This window comes from Kitasatospora sp. NPDC053308 (genome assembly GCF_055585785.1).
Map to the genome: position 1 here is coordinate 315,192 of NZ_JBVJJY010000005.1, position 16,617 is coordinate 331,808.

13 protein-coding genes are annotated in these 16,617 nt (G+C 74.8%); 10 read left to right on the top strand and 3 right to left on the bottom strand.

Translation table 11 applies throughout. From position 1 onward, the window contains the following. The first annotated feature begins 131 nt into the window (after positions 1–131). Complete coding sequence (locus ACZ6Y7_RS14755; RefSeq protein ID WP_465758274.1) at positions 132–2,117, top strand: serine/threonine-protein kinase; 1,986 nt, start codon at positions 132–134, stop codon at positions 2,115–2,117. A gap of 93 nt (positions 2,118–2,210) precedes the next feature. On the opposite strand, the gene ACZ6Y7_RS14760 is transcribed toward ACZ6Y7_RS14755, so the two are convergent. Beyond that, a complete protein-coding gene (locus tag ACZ6Y7_RS14760; protein WP_465758275.1) occupies positions 2,211–4,136 on the bottom strand; it encodes an FAD/NAD(P)-binding protein in 1,926 nt (641 codons plus the stop codon). After that, a complete protein-coding gene (locus tag ACZ6Y7_RS14765) occupies positions 4,133–5,086 on the bottom strand; it encodes an amino acid ABC transporter permease (RefSeq protein ID WP_465758276.1) in 954 nt (317 codons plus the stop codon). The genes ACZ6Y7_RS14760 and ACZ6Y7_RS14765 overlap by 4 nt, the downstream gene beginning before the upstream one ends. 680 nt (positions 5,087–5,766) lie before the next feature. On the opposite strand from ACZ6Y7_RS14765, the gene ACZ6Y7_RS14770 reads away from it, so the two are divergent. The 8 genes from ACZ6Y7_RS14770 (at position 5,767) to ACZ6Y7_RS14805 (ending at position 13,836) form a co-directional block, all read left to right on the top strand. After that, positions 5,767–6,924 carry an LLM class flavin-dependent oxidoreductase gene (locus tag ACZ6Y7_RS14770; RefSeq protein ID WP_465758277.1) on the top strand — a complete coding sequence of 386 codons (1,158 nt, stop codon included), beginning with the start codon at positions 5,767–5,769 and terminating at the stop codon, positions 6,922–6,924. Beyond that, a complete protein-coding gene (locus ACZ6Y7_RS14775; RefSeq protein WP_465758278.1) occupies positions 6,921–7,475 on the top strand; it encodes a GNAT family N-acetyltransferase in 555 nt (184 codons plus the stop codon). Before ACZ6Y7_RS14770 ends, ACZ6Y7_RS14775 begins: the two co-directional genes overlap by 4 nt. A 10-nt stretch (positions 7,476–7,485) precedes the next feature. Then, positions 7,486–8,427, top strand: coding sequence for an ABC transporter substrate-binding protein (locus ACZ6Y7_RS14780; protein WP_465758279.1), 942 nt, complete (start codon positions 7,486–7,488; stop codon positions 8,425–8,427). Positions 8,428–8,467: 40 nt separating this feature from the next. After that, positions 8,468–9,478, top strand: coding sequence for an amino acid ABC transporter permease (locus ACZ6Y7_RS14785; RefSeq protein WP_465758280.1), 1,011 nt, complete (start codon positions 8,468–8,470; stop codon positions 9,476–9,478). A 23-nt stretch (positions 9,479–9,501) separates the two neighbouring features. Further along, positions 9,502–10,254 carry an amino acid ABC transporter ATP-binding protein gene (locus ACZ6Y7_RS14790; protein WP_465758393.1) on the top strand — a complete coding sequence of 251 codons (753 nt, stop codon included), beginning with the start codon at positions 9,502–9,504 and terminating at the stop codon, positions 10,252–10,254. A gap of 53 nt (positions 10,255–10,307) precedes the next feature. Beyond that, entirely contained in the window at positions 10,308–11,294 is a 987-nt protein-coding gene (locus ACZ6Y7_RS14795; protein WP_465758281.1) for an ABC transporter substrate-binding protein, read from the top strand. A gap of 215 nt (positions 11,295–11,509) precedes the next feature. Next, entirely contained in the window at positions 11,510–12,727 is a 1,218-nt protein-coding gene (locus ACZ6Y7_RS14800; RefSeq protein WP_465758282.1) for a serine/threonine-protein kinase, read from the top strand. Between the two features lie 257 nt (positions 12,728–12,984). Next, positions 12,985–13,836: a fumarylacetoacetate hydrolase family protein gene (locus tag ACZ6Y7_RS14805; protein WP_465758283.1), complete on the top strand. Its 852-nt coding sequence runs from the start codon at positions 12,985–12,987 to the stop codon at positions 13,834–13,836. A gap of 87 nt (positions 13,837–13,923) precedes the next feature. On the opposite strand, the gene ACZ6Y7_RS14810 is transcribed toward ACZ6Y7_RS14805, so the two are convergent. Beyond that, positions 13,924–14,679 (bottom strand): TetR/AcrR family transcriptional regulator, encoded by a 756-nt coding sequence (locus ACZ6Y7_RS14810; RefSeq protein WP_465758284.1) that lies wholly within the window; start codon positions 14,677–14,679, stop codon positions 13,924–13,926. Between the two features lie 141 nt (positions 14,680–14,820). On the opposite strand from ACZ6Y7_RS14810, the gene ACZ6Y7_RS14815 reads away from it, so the two are divergent. Then, positions 14,821–16,548 carry a DUF885 domain-containing protein gene (locus tag ACZ6Y7_RS14815; protein ID WP_465758285.1) on the top strand — a complete coding sequence of 576 codons (1,728 nt, stop codon included), beginning with the start codon at positions 14,821–14,823 and terminating at the stop codon, positions 16,546–16,548. Positions 16,549–16,617: the final 69 nt, after the last annotated feature.

Sequence of the window (16,617 nt, forward strand, 5' to 3'; positions counted from 1 at the left end):
GCGCCGTCGCGGGGCTCGGTGCCCATCCTTCCACTTGGCCGGAGGCGGGCGGGAGGGGCGGTGGACGGCGTCGGTAGAGTCCTGTCCGTCGTGGCGGATGGGTCCGTCGGGACGGAGGGGTGGAGGGGCGCGTGCGAGTCGGTGACGTCCTGGACGGCCGGTACGAGCTGGTGGAGAAGCTCGGGCAGGGCGGCTTCGGGGTGGTGTGGCGGGCCCAGGACGCCCGGATGCGGCGGCCGGTGGCGGTCAAGGTCATCGGGCACCACGGCGGTGACCAGGCGAAGGCGGCCCTCCGGTTCGTCCGGGAAGCCTGCGCGGCCGGCAACCTCTCGCACCCGCACATCGTGACCGTGCACGACCTCGGCCAGTGCGAGGTCGGCGGCGAGGAGGTCACCTTCCTGGTGATGGAGCTGCTCACCGGGCGCACCCTGACCGAGGTGCTGCGCGAGGGGCTGCCCGGGCCCGCGCTCGGCCTGCGCTGGGGGCGGCAGATCAGCGACGCGCTGGCGGCCGCGCACGACGCGGGCATGGTGCACCGGGACATCAAACCGGACAACGTGATGATCACCGACGCCGGGCACCTCAAGGTGCTGGACTTCGGCATCGCCCAGCTGGACACCGGCGCGGGCGGACTGACCACCACCGGGACGATCGTCGGCAGCCCGGCGTACATGGCCCCCGAGCGGTGGACCGGCGGCCGGGTGGACGGCCGGGCCGACCTGTACGCGCTCGGCTGCGTGCTCGTCGAACTCTTCACCGGCGCACGGCCGTTCAGCGGGGACTCGACGCCGGTGCTGATGTACCAGCACCTCAACGAGCCGCCCCCGGCGCTGGACCCGGCGCAGTTCGGACTGCCGCCGCGGGTGGCCGGGCTGGTCGCGGAACTGCTGGCCAAGGACCCGGCGGACCGGCCCGCCGACGCCCGGACGGTCGAGCGGCGGCTGGCGGAGCTGGCCGAGGCGCCGGGCGGCGGGACGGGGGCGGTCGCGGCGGTGCCGACGGTGGTGGACCGGGCGGCACCGGTGGCAGCGGGGCCGGTGGTGACCGGGCCGGTGGTGACCGGGCCGGTGGTCGTCGGGCCGGTGGTGCCGCCCGTGCCGAGCGCTCCGCCCGCCGTGCCTCCCGCAGTGCCTGCCGCCGTCTCTCCTGCCGTGCAGCCCGTCGCGCCTCCGGCCGTGCCGCCCGTCGCGCCTCCGGCGGTGCAGCCCGTCGCGCCTCCGGCGGTGCAGCCCGTCGCGCCGGGCCCGGCGCCCTCGGTGCTGTCGCCGCTGACCACGCCGCCCGTGCTCGCCACGCCGCCGGCGGTCGCCGCGGCGCCGGCCGACGGGGTGCGGGCCGCGCTGCGGGAGCGGCGGTCGGCCGCGTACCGGGCGGCGACGGCCGGGGAGTCGGCGATCCTGCTGCAGGCCCTCGCCCAGGAGTGCGTGGCCGCGCTCGGCGCGCGGGACCGGGACACCCTGTGCACCTGGCGCGACTTCACCTGGTACCTCAGCCGGGCCGGAGACCTGGACGGCGCGATCCGGCTGCTGATGAGCGTCGTGGACGACATGCGGTCGGCACTCGGCCCGCTCGACCCGGACACCCTCGGCGCCCGCTACCACCTGGTGTGGTGCATCGGCGAGAGCGGCGCGGTGGTCACCGCGATCCGGCTGCTGAACGAGCTGCTCCCCGACCTGCACGCCGCCTGGGGCCCGCACGACACCCGCCTGCTGAAGGCCCGGCACGACCTCGCGGTGCACCACGCCAACCGGGACGACCTGCAGGGCGCCGTGATCCAGCTGCACGCGCTGCTGCCGGACCTCGCCCGGGTGCTGGGCGAGCACCACCCGAGCACCGCGCAGGCCTGGCAGGACCTGGTCGGCTACCAGCAGCGGCTCGCCCAGTCCGGCCGCAAGGGGCCGGGGCAGCGCCGACGGGCGCCCAGGATGGGCCGGACGGAGGCGCTGGCGCTGGTGCGCCGGCTGCGGGTGTGGGACTTCGCCACCGACGAGGAGGCCGGGGCCTGCATGGACGCGCTGGACCGCGGGATCGGCCTGAAGGGCGTCGCGGACGTGGTGTTCGAGGCCCCGGACCACGTCTCGGACGAGGACCTGGTGGAGGAGATGTTCGGCCCCTGAGGCCTTTGCGGACCGGGTGCCCGAGGGGTGCCCGGCCGGTCCCGGCCGGGCACCCGGGTCAGGCCGCGCGGCCGTCGCCCACGCCGCCGCCCGTCAGGCGGCCAGTGCCGTCGCCGGCAGCGCGGCCAGCGCCCGCAGCAGCGCCCGGGCGGCCGCGTCGTTCTGCCGGAACGACGGGGCGTCCGTGCGCGGGCGGGCGAAGGCGGCGGCCGACCGCAGGCTGGTGTGCGGGCCGAGCGCGGTGCGGCGCGGGTGCGGGGCGCCGCCCAGGGCCGGGTCGAGCAGCCGGCCGTCGGCGGGGGCGATGGTGACCAGGCCGGAGCGGTGGGTGTGCTCCGGATCGCTGACCACCTCCTCCACGATCCTTCCCCCGCGGTGCAGTTCGCGCAGGACGGGGTCGAGGGTGCGGGCCAGCGCGTGCTTCGGCAGGTACGCCTCGATGAGCGCCGTCGCCCGTACGGTGTGGCCCGGCACGGTGGTGCCGGAGGCGAGCCAGGTGCCCGTCGCCTCGTCCCGTTCGACCCGCAGGCCCGCGCCGAGGAAGCGCACCACCCCGGCCTCGGAGAGCGCGAGCAGCTGGCGCAGCCGGAAGCCGGGCGGGCCGGAGGCGAGGAAGCTGAAGTAGCCGAAGAACCACTCGTCCACCTCCTCGGCGACCGAGCGGGCGGTCAGCCGGCCGCTGGTGAGCACCCGGCCGAGCTGGCCGAACAGGGAGAGCAGGGCGAGGAAGGCGCCGAGGTCGGCGCTGTGCGCGGGGTCGGCGCGCCGGTCGGCGTCGGCGGTGACGTAGCCGCGCAGGCAGGCCTGGAGCTCCTCGGCGGTGTCGAGTTCGACGCCGGCCAGCGGGTGGTCGAGCCGCTCGAAGTCGATCCGGTCGGCCGGGTCGGGGACGGCCTCGGCGACCAGGGCGGCGACTTCGGGGTCGTACCAGCCGTGCCGGTCGTACCGGGCCAGGAACTCCGGCCAGGGCAGGGTGGTGCGTTCGGGGTGGGCGTGGAACAGCTCGTGGTAGTGCCCGAAGGCGATCTCCTTGGCCATCGCCGGCCAGAAGTCGCGCCGCAGGCTGAGCCGCCCCCCGGTGGCGAGCACGGCGTCGACGGCGGCCGCGTCGAAGTACCGGGGGAGCGGGGCGGGCGGGCCCTGGAGGCGGTAGCCGGTCTTGGAGTGGTACGGCACGCCGCGCCGGGAGCCCAGGTGGAGCACCGGTTCCCGGCCGGACGGGCGGTAGCGCAGCGCGTCGCCGCGGCCGGTGGGCTCGAAGCGGCCGCCGCGGCCCTCGGTGAGCAGGGCGACCAGGTCGACGGAGGCCAGGCCGAGGCCGCGCAGCACCACCTGCTCGCCGGGCGCGATCGCGGCCAACTCGGCTGCCACGTCGGCGGAGTAGGCGGGCGGGAGGTGGAAGCGGCCGTGCCGGGCGGCGAACGCGGCGTCGGCCTCGTGGCGCGGGTGCGGGGCGGAGTCGAGGTGGCCGAGGGTGAGGACGACGTGGTCGGCGGTGAGGGTCCGGTCGCCGAGGTGGACGGTCTGCGGGCCGTCGGCCGGGCCGTCGATCCGCCGGACGGTGTCCCGGTGGACGGTGACGCCGACGTGCGGCGGCAGATCGGCGACGGCGCGCCGGAACACCCAGTCCAGGTAGGCGCTCTGGGCCCGGCGGGTGGGGAAGTCGGTGGGGGCGAGGGCGTCCAGCTCGGCCCGGACGGCCGGATCGGCGACCGGCCGGTAGGGCGCGAACTCCTCCTGCCGGACGGCCCATTCGGCGAGCGAGGGGCCCGGGCGGACCGGCCCTTCGAGGGTGGAGCGCTCGTCGGTGAACATGGTGACGTCCTCGGCCATCGAGTTCATCCGCAGCAGCGGGGACTGGTCGTGGCGCCAGACCCGGCCCGCGCCGGGCGGGTACGGGTCGACCAGGTGGATCGCCAACGGCCGCTCTGCGGGCAGCAGTTCGGCCGCGTTGGCGGCGATCCGCTCCAGCACGCCGGTGCCGCGCGGGCCGGCGCCGACGATCACCAGCGTGCTCATGCCCGCACCACCTTCACGACGGCCGCACGGGCCCGCTGCAGCGCAGTCGGCGGCAGGCCGTCCCGGCTGGCCCCCTTGGCGAAGTGCCGCTCCACGTAGTACTGGCCGATGGACAGCAGGGTGGTGATCACCAGGTACCAGATGGTGGCGACCATCAGCATCGGGATGACCTGGTACGACTGCAGGTAGACCAGCTGCACCGAGTAGAGCAGGTCGGAGACGGCCAGCACGCTGACGATGCTGGTGCCCTTGAGCGCGCCGATCAGCATGTTCCCGGCGGTCGGCACGATCGCCCGCATCGCCTGCGGCACCACGATCCGGCGCAGCACCCGCCACCGGCCGAGCCCGAGGGCGGCCGCCGCCTCCAGCTGGCCGCGGTCCACCGAGAGGATGCCGCCGCGGATCACCTCGGCGGCGTAGGCGGTCTCCAGCAGGGTGAGCCCGATGACGGCGGTCAGGGTCGGGCCGATCAGGTCGACCGTGCGGACGGTGACGAACTCGGGGCCGAACGGGATGCCGAGGCCGAGCGTCGGGTAGAGCGCGCCGATGTTGAAGAAGAACAGCAGCTGGACCAGGGGCGGGGTGGAGCGGAAGATCCAGATGTAGACCCAGGCGAGCGTGCGCAGCACCGGGTTGGCCGACAGCCGCATGGTGGCGAGGACGGTGCCGAACACGAAGCCGAGGGCGAGGGTGAGGGCGGTCAGCCAGAGCGTGAGGGCGAGGCCGTCGAGCACGGACCGCGCGGTGAACCAGTCCGCGACCACCCCCCACTGGAAGGCGTCGTTGCGGATCACCGAGGTGACCGCCATCGCCGCCAGCAGCAGGGCGACGGCGGCGGAGACCCACTGGCCGGGCTTGCGGCGGGGGACGATCCGGGGCTCGGCGGCGGACGCCGGGGCGGCCCGGTCGAGGGGGGAGGGGGCGGGCAGGACGTCCTGCGGGGTGGCCATGGCGGAGGCTCCTGGCGGGAGTGCGGGCGGGGAGGGGTACGGGCCGTGGCCACGTCCGCGCGGCCCGCGTCCCTCAACACGGCCGGCGCATTGCACTGCACTCCGCGTCGATCGTAGGCACGGGGGATCAAGGGCTGTCAAGGGCGGCCGGGTGGGGCCAGGGGGCCGTCGGGGAGGCGACAGGAGATCGCAACAGTGCGGCAATGATGGATGGTTGACGGACCGCTCGGCCGACTGCTCAACTGGGGCCATGGACGCCGAGCAGCCCCTGGTCACCCGCGACCACATCGACTTCGGTCGGGTGTGGTCCGCGGCATGTCGCGGCTGAACCGGCAGCGGGCCGCCCGTCCGGCCTGATCTCCCGCGGGGGAGCCTCCCTCGGTTTGCCCCGTCGCGGGCCGGAACCACTCGTCCGTTGACGGCGCGTCACGTCACCGCCGCCGTCGCCGACTCCGCGCTGCGCTCCAGCAGTTCCGCCCGTCGCCCGCTCGCCCTCGCCCTCGCCCGTTCGCCCTCGCCCGTTCGCCCTCGCCCGTTCGCCGTTCTGCGCTCGCCGTTCCGCGTCGGCCGTCCTGGGCTCGCCGTCCCGTGCTCGACGGCCGCCCCGCCGCGGCCGCCTCCCGGTGCGCCCACCCGCCCGCCCGCCCACCGGGCCCCTCGCCCACCCGAAAGGTTCCCCCATGCCCGTCGAATTCCTCGGCATCGCCGCCACCGGCGACGGTTCGGAGACCACCCCGCGCACCACCGCCTCCTTCGACCGCGACTACACCCTGCGGCTGGCCCGCGCCCACGAGGACCACGGCTGGGACCGGGTGCTCTTCGCGTACGGGGCCGGCGCCCCGGAGCCGGCGGCCGCGGCGGCCTTCCTCGCCTCGCACCTGGACCGGTTGCAGATCCTGCTGGCGCACCGGCCGAACGTCTCCTACCCGACCTTCGCCGCCAAGACCTTCGCCACCCTGGACCGGATCAGCGACGGCCGGCTGACCGTGCACTTCATCACCGGCGGCAACGACCACGAGCAGCAGCGCGAGGGCGACTTCCTCACCAAGGACCAGCGCTACGAGCGCACCCGCGAGTACATCGGCATCGTCAAGAGGGCCTGGACCAGCCGGGAGCCCTTCGACCACGAGGGCCCGTACTACCGCTTCCACGACTTCGTCTCGGACGTCTTCCCCGTCCAGCAGCCCCGCCCCGCCGTCTCCTTCGGCGGCTCCTCGGACGCGGCCTACGCGGCCGGCGGCGCCGAGGCGGACATCTACTGCCTCTGGGGCGAGCCGCTGGCCCGGACCGCCGAGCAGATCGAGCGGGTGAAGGAGGCGGCCCGGGCCGCCGGCCGGACCGACCTGCCGCGGATCCAGGTGGCGTTCCGGCCGATCATCGCGCCCACCGAGGAACTGGCCTGGGAGAAGGCGCACCGGACGGTCGCCGCGATCCGGGCCCGGCGCGCCGCCGACCGGCCGCAGGGCGCGGGGCGCGTGGACGCGGCGCCGGAGAACACCGGCTCCCGGCGGCTGATCGAGATCGCCGAGGCCGGTGAGCGCTACGACCGCGCGCTGTGGACCCCGACCGCGGCGGCCACCGGCGGAGCGGGCAACTCCAACGCGCTGGTCGGCACCCCGGAGACGGTCGCCCAGGCGCTGCTGGACTACTACGACCTCGGCGTCGACATCCTCTCCGCGCGCGGCTACGACCTGCTGGACGACGCGATCGACTTCGGCCGGTACGTCATCCCGATCGTCCGCGAGGAGGTCGCCAAGCGCGACGCCGCCCGCGCCGAGGCGGAGCGGGCCGCCCGGGCCGAGCGCGACCGCCACCAGCTGATCGCGGCGCAGGCGTGAGCACCGCACCGGTGGCCGCGTTCCGCCGGGTCGCCCTCGACGACCCGCTGGCCGAGCCGCTGCTGCGCGAACTCACCCACGAGTACGTCACCCGCTACGGTCCCGAGGCCCACCGGGAGATGACCCGCTATCCGGGGGAGGTCTTCGCCGAACCGCACGGGGTGCTGCTGCTCCTGCTGGAGGACGGCGAACCGGTGGCCGGCGGCGCCTACCTGCGCCGCGACGAGCGGACCGCCGAGGTCAAGCGGATGTGGACGCACTCGGCCCACCGCCGTCGCGGCCTGGCCCGCCGGGTGCTGGCCGAACTGGAGCGGACGGCGGCCGCGGCCGGCTACAGCCGGCTGTACCTCACCACCGGCCCGCGCCAGCCGGAGGCCCGCGGCCTCTACCTGGCGACCGGCTACACCCCGCTCTTCGACGTCACCGCCGACCCCCTGACCATCGGCCCGCTGCCCTTCGAGAAGCGGCTGCCCGCCGCCGAGGATTGCCTGCCCGCCTCCGACGAGTGCCTGTCCGTCCTCGCCCCGCCCGTCCTCGATCGCACCCCCTGAAAGGCCCCCCGTGAGAACCACCACCGTCCGCCGCCTGCTCGCCGCCACCGCCGTGCTGCCGCTCCTGGCGCTGTCCGCCTGCGGTTCGGACCCGAAGATCGCGGGCGCGGCGGCGGGCGGTCCGGCCGCCTCCGCCACCGAGGACGTCGTCGCCGGACTGGCCAGGTCGGAGGCGGCGGCCGCGCTGCTGCCGGAGGAGGTCCGCAAGGCCGGCACGCTGACCTTCGGCTCCTCCTTCGGTGCGGCGCCCAGTGCCTTCTACGTCGACCAGGCGAGCAAGAAGCCCGCCGGGATCGACGTGGACTTCACCGACGCGGTGGCCAAGGTGCTCGGCCTGACCGTGAACCGGCAGGAGGCCGCGTTCGAGACCATCCTCCCCGCCCTGGACAGCGGCAAGTTCGACGTCGGCACCGGCAACTTCGGGGTCACCGCCGCCCGGTTGAAGACCATCGACTTCGTCACCTACATCGACGACGGCCAGGGCTTCGCGGTGCGCAAGGACGACACCGCGATCCAGCCGATCACCGACCTCGTCCAGCTCTGCGGGCTGACGGTCGGCACCGGCGCCGGCACCACCTTCGAGACCACCCTCAACAGCCGCAAGAACGTCTGCACCGACGCCGGGAAGAAGCCGTACGAGGTCAGGGCGTTCAGCGAGAGCGGCGCGCTGCTGACCAGCCTCCGACAGGGCCGGGTGGACATCGAGATGTCGACCATCAACGGCCTGCGCCACCAGGCCGCGCAGGAAGCCTCCGGGATCCGCTTCCTCGGCGAGTTCCACCGCCTCGACGTCGGCTTCGCCTTCAAGAAGGGCTCGAAGCTCACCCCGGCCTTCCAGGCGGCGGTCAACCAGCTGATCAAGGACGGGACGTACCAGCGGATCATGCGCAAGTGGGGGGTCGCCGACTCGGCGATCGAGGAGTCGCGGATCAGCCCGCCCGAGCACCCGTGAGCACGGGCCCGTCCCAGCCCCCTCCGCCGAAGGAGCCCCGATGACCGTCCGCACCGAAGCGCCGTCCTCCCCACCCCGCGGCAGCACCGAGGCCGCACCCGTCTCCGTGTCGGCGCCCGTGCCCGCGCCCGCACCCGACCTCGACGAACTCGCGGGCCTGCGCACCGTCCCCGCCCGCCACCCCTGGCGCTGGGCGGCCGGGATCGCCGCGCTGGTCGTCCTCGCCCAGTTCGCCCACGGCCTGGCCACCAACCCCGGCTGGGACTGGCCCACCTTCCGGGCCTACTTCACCGCCGACACGATCCTCCGGGCGATCGGCCGGACCATCGAACTCACCGCCTACGGAACGGCGTTGGGCTTCCTGCTGGGCGCCGGGGTGGCCGCGATGCGGCTGTCCCGCAGCGCCGTCCTGCGGTCCATCGCCTGGGCGTACGTCTGGGTGTTCCGCTCGATCCCGCTGATCGTCCAGCTGGTGTTCTGGTTCAACCTCTCGTACCTGTACAAGCGGTTCGGCTTCGGCATCCCCTTCGGGCCGACCTTCGGCGACTTCGAGACGGTCGGCCTGCTCGGCGCGCTCGGGGCCGCGGTGCTCGGCCTCGGGCTGCACCAGGCCGCGTTCGCCGCCGAGATCATCCGCGGCGGCATCATCGCCGTCGACGCCGGCCAGCGGGAGGCCGCCGCCGCGCTCGGCATCCCGCGGCTGCGGCAGGCCCGCCGGATCGTGCTGCCGCAGGCCATGCGGGGCATCCTGCCGGCCGCCGCCAACGAGGTGATCTCGCTGCTCAAGGGCACCTCGGTGGTCTACGTGATGGCCATCGGCGAGCTCTTCTACCAGACCCAGGTCATCTACGGCCGGACCGGCCGGGTGGTGCCGCTGCTGATGGTCGCCACCGTCTGGTACGTGGTGCTGACCACCGTGCTGTCGATCGGCCAGTACTACGTCGAGCGCCACTTCGCCCGCGGCGCGCGCCGCAACCCGCCGCCCACCCCGCCGCAGCGCCTCCGGGCGTTCCTGCGGACCCGTACCAGCACCCCCGGAGGAACCCCGTGACGACCCCGACCCAGGCCGCCCCGATGGTGCGGGTGCGCGGCCTGCACAAGAACTTCGGCCGGCTGGAGGTGCTGCGCGGCGTCGACCTGGACGTCCCGACCGGCTCGGTCACCGTGGTGCTCGGCCCGTCCGGCTCCGGCAAGTCCACCCTGCTGCGCGCGATCAACCACCTGGAGACGCCGGCCCGCGGCCACGTCACGATCGACGGCGAGCTGATCGGCTACCGGCGCTCCGGCGACAGGCTGTACGAGCTCACGGAGCGCGAGGTGCTGCGCCAGCGCACCGGCATCGGCTTCGTGTTCCAGAACTTCAACCTGTTCCCGCACCTCACCGTGCTGGAGAACCTGGTCGAGGCGCCGGTCGCCGCGCTGCGCCGGCCCCGGGCCGAGGCGCGGGCGGCGGCGCTGGCGCTGCTGGAACGGGTCGGGCTGGCCGACAAGGCCGCCGCCTACCCCCGGCAGCTGTCCGGCGGGCAGCAGCAGCGGGTCGCGATCGCCCGGGCGCTGGCGCTGGAGCCCAAGGTGCTGCTGTTCGACGAGCCGACCTCGGCGCTCGACCCGGAGCTGGTCGGCGAGGTGCTGGACGTCATCAAGGACCTCGCCCGCAGCGGCACCACGATGATCGTGGTCACCCACGAGATCGGCTTCGCCCGCGAGGTCGCCGACACCGTCGTCTTCATGGACGGCGGGGTGGTGGTCGAGCAGGGACCGCCCGCCGAGGTCCTGGACCGGCCGCGGCACGAGCGCACCCGGGCCTTCCTCGCCAAGGTCCTCTGAACCCCCTTCCTCCCAGAACGAACCACACCCCGTCACCGAGCAGGAGTTCCGCCATGTCCCTACCCCGTCGCGCCCTGGTGGCCCCGGCCGCCGTCCTCGCCGCCGCCCTCGTCCTGGCCGGCTGCGGCAGCGGAGCCACCGGCGCCGGGGCGGCGGGGCCGGCCGCGGCCGGGGGCAGTACCGCGCCGGACGGCACGGTGGTGAACCTGTCCCCGAACCAGAACCGGGTGACGACGCCGAAAGTCGACGCGATCGCCGCGCTGGTTCCGGAGGAGATCCGGAAGAAGGGGACGCTGAGCGTCGTCGACTCCCTCGGCACCACCCCGCCGCTGGACTTCTACGCCGACGACGACCGGACGGTCATCGGCGTCGAACCCGACATCGCCACCCTGATCGGCGGTGTGCTCGGCCTCAAGGTCGAGTTCAACCCGGTCTCCTGGGAGAACATCTTCGTCGGCCTGGACAGCGGAAAGTACGACGTGGGCCTGTCCAACATCACCGTCACCGAGGCCCGCAAGGAGAAGTACGACTTCGCCACCTACCGGCTGGACGTCCTGGGCTTCGAGGCGAAGAAGGGCAGCGGCCTCAAGGTCACCGGCCCCGCGGACCTCGCCGGCAAACCGGTGGGCGTCTCCACCGGCACCAACCAGGAGAAGCTGCTGCTGGCCTGGAGCGAGCAGAACGTCAGGAACGGCCTCAAGCCGATCGACCTCAAGTACTTCCAGGGCACCGAGTACTACCTGGCGCTCTCCTCCGGCCGGATCGCCGTCTACACCGGCCCCAACCCCAGCCTGGCCTTCCACGCCGTGAGCAGCGGCGAGACCGAGGTCGTCGGCACCTACTCGGGCGGCGGCGCCGACGTCCTCGGCAAGATCGCGGCGACCACCAGGAAGGACAACGGCCTGGTCACGGCGCTCAACGCGGCGATCGACGAGGTGATCAGGAACGGGACGTACGGGCAGGTGCTCAAGCGCTGGGGCCTGGAGGGCGAGGCCGTGCGCTCCTCCGAGGTCAACCCGCCCGGCCTGCCCAAGTCCTAGGCCTGTCCCGGGGCGGGTCACGCGCGCGCTCCCGGTGGCGCCGCTCCCGGGATGGCACCCGCTCGCGGGGGCGCACCCGGGAGCGGGCGGTACCGAACCGTAGCGGCATCCGGACGGTCCGCCCGGAGTCCGTTCACCCGGCCGACCCCGCCCGCCGCTATCGTGACCCCTCCGGCGGTGAACGCCGGGCGGGCGGGGTCGAGTCGGGGGAGCGCATGAAGCAGGGCGAGGTGATCGGCGGTCGTTACCGGCTGGAGGAGAAGCTGGGCCGGGGCGGCTTCGGCGTGGTCTGGCTGGCGACCGACCTGACCTTCGAACGGAAGGTCGCCCTCAAGGTGCTGCTCGCCGAGCACGCCACCGACCGGGAGGCGGTCAGCCGGTTCGTCCGCGAGGCCAAGGCGGCCGGCGGCCTCAACAACCCGCACATCGTGACGGTGTACGACTACGGGTGGACGGACACGGGCGCCGGGAAGACCCCGTACCTGGTGATGGAGCTGGTCCGCGGCCGGGCGCTGTCCGAGGTGCTCAAGCGCGGCCTGCCGGAGCACGCCAAGGCCCTGCGCTGGATGCGGCACGTCTGCAAGGCGCTGGAGGCCGCGCACGGTTCGGGCATCGTCCACCGGGACATCAAGCCCGAGAACGTGATGATCGCGGCGGAGGGGGAGCGCGGCAAGGTCCTGGACTTCGGCATCGCCCGCCTGGTCACCCAGACCGCCCGGCTGACCTCCACCGGCAACGTGATCGGCACCGTCCCGTACCTCGCGCCCGAGTGCTGGTCCGGCGGCGCGGTGGACGGCCGGGCGGACCTCTACGCGCTCGGCGTCATGCTGTACGAGGTCTGCACCGGCGGGCGGCCGTTCCGCGCCGGCTCGGCCGCCGAGTACATGTACAAGCACCTGGAGGAGGTGCCGCCCCGGGTGCGCAGCCTCGACCCGGCGCTGGCCGAGCTGGTCGCCGGGCTGCTGGCCAAGCGGCCCGAGGACCGGCCGGCCGACGCCGCCGAGGTGCTGGAGCGGCTGCGCGCCGTCCGGCCGGGGATGCTGCGCCCGGACGACCCGAGCCCGGAGCAGCTGCGCCGACGGGCCGACCGGGCCTGGCAGCACGGGGTCGCGGGCGAGCCGGCCGAGGCGGTAAAGATCCTCACCGCCCTCCTCCCCGCCTTCGCCCGGATCTGCGGACCGGCCGACCCGCGGACCCTGCGGACCTGCCACGACCTGGCCCTCTGGCTGGGCCGGGACGGCAGCCCCGGCGCCGCGGTCGCGCTGCTGGACGAGCTGACCCGGACGCCGGACGCCGTCCGGGAGGCGCGGACCGCCGCGGAGCACGACCTCGTGTACTGGCGGCAGGAGGTGGCCCGGCTCGGCCCGGGCCGTCCGCGCGCGCTGCGCCTGGCGGCGCTGCTCGGCGGCGGGGCACAGGTCGGCGGCGCGTAGGTCGGCGGGGCACAGGTCGGCTGGGCGCGGGTCGGCCGGGCGCGGGGCGGGCAGGCCGGAGGAAGCGTGCCGGGGCCCGTCTGTCAACCGTGTGCCCACCCGATCCGGGCGGCGGGCCGCGACCGTAATCGGGAGGATTTCGCCCATCGGGACGGTCTGGTCCGCCGTCCGCGGACGTTGGTATACCTCGTTGCCAGACTCGGGGGCGGTGTCCGTACCGCCCTGCCGAGCTGCGACGAAAGGCTGGTGAAGGATCGATGAAGCTCCTGCGCGTCGGACCCCCGGGCGGCGAACGCCCGGTCGTCCTGGACCAGGACGGCACCGCGTACGACCTCTCCGGGCGGGCCCGCGACCTCGACGGGGCCTTCCTGGCCGGGCTGGATCCGGCCGCGCTGGCCCGGGACGTCGCCGCCGGCCTCCTGCCGGTGGTGGACCTGGACGGGCAGCGCGTGGGCGCGCCGGTGGCCCGGCCGGGCAAGGTGGTCGGCATCGGGCTCAACTACCGCGACCACGCGGTCGAGGCGGGGGCGGCGATCCCGGCCGAGCCGGTGATCTTCCTCAAGCCGAGCTCCACCGTGGTCGGCCCGTACGACGAGGTGCTGGTGCCGCGCGGCGGCGAGAAGACCGACTACGAGGCCGAGCTGGCCGTGGTGATCGGCCGGACCGCCCGCTACCTGGACTCGCCGGCCGAGGCCGCGGCGGTGATCGCCGGCTACACGATCGCCAACGACGTCACCGAGCGGGCCTTCCAGTTCGAGCGCGGCGGCCAGTGGGACAAGGGCAAGTCGGCGGAGACCTTCACGCCGCTCGGCCCCTGGCTGGTCACCGCCGACGAGGTGGCGGACCCGCAGGCGCTGGGGCTGCGGCTCTGGGTCAACGGCGAGCAGCGGCAGGACGGCAACACCGCCGAGATGATCTTCCCGGTGTTCGAACTGGTCCGCTACGCCAGCCGGTTCATGGTGCTGGAGCCCGGCGACGTGATCGTCACCGGCACGCCGGCCGGAGTCACCCTGGGCCGCCCCGGCACGCCGTTCCTCGCCCCCGGCGACGTCGTCGAGATCGAGATCGACGGCCTCGGCCGCCAGCGCCAGGTGCTCGGCAAGGCGTGAGCCGCGGCGAGCCGCGAGCCGGGCGCCCGGTACGCCGTGGCGCCGTAGCCGTGCCGGCCCCGACCCCGGGCACGGGGGTCGGGAGCCTCACCGCGGCTCCAGGACCTCCCGCAGCCGCGCGGCCCGCGGCGCCTGCGGGCCCTCCAGCGCGAGCAGCCCGGCCAGCACCTGCGCCGTCTGCGGGTCGTGCAGCGCCGTCGCGGCCGCCATCGCGGTGAACTGGTCCACCAGCCAGTCGCGCAGCTCGGCCACCGGCAGCGCGCGGCCCTCGTCCAGCCAGCTCAGCGACGCCCCCTCGACCACCGCGATCCACGAGCGCACCAGCAGCGTCAGCCGCGGTCCGGCCTCCCGCACGCCCAGGTGGCGCAGGGTGCGCCGCAGCGCGGCCCGCCGGACGTCGTCCACGATCGCCGAGGTGCGGGCCGTCTCCACCACCGAACCGCCGCGCAGCAGCGCCGAGTAGCCCGCGTCGTGCTCGGCCACGAAGGCGAAGTAGCCGTCCAGCACGGCCGCCAGCTGCTCGGACGGCGTCCCGGTCAGCGGGACGGCGAAGCGGCCGGTCAGCTCGTCGGCCGCGGAGCGCAGCGCGGCCTCGTACAACTGCTGCTTGCCGCCCGCGAAGTAGCGGTAGACGAGCGGGCGGGAGGCCCCGGCGGCTTCGGCGACGTCGTCCAGGCTCACCTCCTCGGGCGGTCGGGAGGCGAACAGTTCCAGGGCGACCGCGATCAACTGCTCGCGCCGCTGCTGGACCGGCAGCCGCCGGTAGCCGGCGCGGCGCGGGCGCGGCTCGGGTGCGGCCGGGGCGGGCACCTGCTCGGATGCCGAGGTGGGGCGGGCTTCCATGGCGGTCAGCGTAATGGGCGTCGGACCGATCGGATCCTGTCGCGGCGCACGGATTTCCCCGCGCCGGACCGGCGTGCGGACTCGGTGGAACGCCCTCGGTCAAGGGGTTGCAAACGGGCCGCGCCACGCCATGATGTCCGGATGGTTGAAGAACTGATCACCTCCGACGGCGGCACCCCGCGCCGTATCGCGGACGGGTACGTCCGCGCCCTGGCCGAGCTCGACCCGCTGACCGCGATCTACCTCGGCCTCAACCCCGAGGACGACCGGCTGCCCGACCTCTCCCCGGCCGGCCACGAGGCGATCGCCGGCCTCGCCCGCCGCACCCTGGCGCAGCTCGACGAGGCCGAGCGGGCCGGCGCCGCCGAGGACGAGGCCGAGCGTCGCTGCGCCCGCCTGCTGCGCGAGCGGCTGACCGCCGAACTCGCCGTCCACGAGGCGGGCGAGGACCTCCGCGCGGTGCGCAACCTGGCCTCCCCGCTGCACAACCTGCGCGAGTCCTTCACCCTGATGGCCACCGGCACCGAGGCCGAGTGGCAGGTGGTCGGCCGCCGGCTGGCGAAGGTGCCGGTCGCGCTGGAGCAGTACCGGCAGACGCTGGCCACGGGCATCGAGCGCGGCCTGCTGTCCGGCCCGCGCCAGGTGACCACCGTGGTCGGGCAGATCGGCGAGTGGCTGGACGGCGGCGCGGCCGACGGCGGCGACGGGCGACGGGCGGGCTGGTTCGGCCAGTTCGTCCAGGACGCGCCCGAAGGCCTGCGCGCCGAGCTGTTCGAGCACGCGCTGGCCGCCACCGAGGCGCTGGCCGCGCTGCGCGACTGGCTGCGCGACGTCTACGGCCCGGCCGCCGCCGACACCCCGGACGCGGTGGGCCGCGAGCGCTACGGCCGGTGGGTCCGCTACTGGGCCGGCGCCGACCTGGACCTGGACGAGGCCTACGCCTGGGCGTGGACCGAGTTCCACGACCTGCTCGCCCAGATGCGCGCCGAGGCCGAGAAGGTGCTCCCCGGCTCCGACCCGATGACGGCGATGAAGTGGCTGGAGTCCGACGGCCCGGCCATCGAGGGCGCCGAGGCCGCCCGGGAGTACCTGCAGGGGCTGATGGACCAGGCGGTCTCCGACCTCCAGGGCACCCACTTCGACCTGGCCGAGCCGGTCACCCGGGTCGAGTCGAAGATCGCGCCGGCCGGCAGCGCCGCGGCGCCGTACTACACCCCGCCGTCGCTGGACTTCAGCCGCCCCGGGCGGACCTGGCTGCCGCTGCTCGGCCGGGACCGCTTCCCGGTCTGGGACCTGGTCTCGACCTGGTACCACGAGGGCGTCCCGGGCCACCACCTGCAGCTCGCGCAGTGGAACTACGTCTCCGACCGGCTCTCCACCTACCAGACCAGCCTCGGCGGGGTGAGCGCCAACCTGGAGGGCTGGGCGCTGTACGCCGAGCGCCTGATGGACGAACTCGGCTACCTCACCGACCCGGGCCACCGGCTGGGCTACCTCAACGCGCAGATGATGCGGGCGCTGCGGGTCATCGTCGACATCGGCATGCACGCCGGTCTGGACTTCCCGGCCGACTCCCCGTACGCGCCGGGCGAGCCGGTCAGCCCGGAGCGCGCCCGGGAGTTCTTCGGGCGGTACTGCGGCCTGTCCGACGACTTCCTGGACAGTGAGCTGGTCCGCTACCTGGGCCTGCCCGGCCAGGCGATCGGCTACAAGCTCGGCGAGCGCGCCTGGCTGCGCGGCCGGGCGGCGGCGCGGGCGGCGCACGAGGCGCGCGGCGAGGAGTTCGACCTCAAGGCCTGGCACATGGCGGCGCTCTCGCAGGGCTCGCTGGGCCTGGACGACCTGGTCGAGGAGCTCTCGGCGCTCTGAGGCGGGTCGGACACGCCCGGGCACCGGCCCGGCGTCCCGTCTCCGCGGCCCTGGTCGGAGCCGGACGGA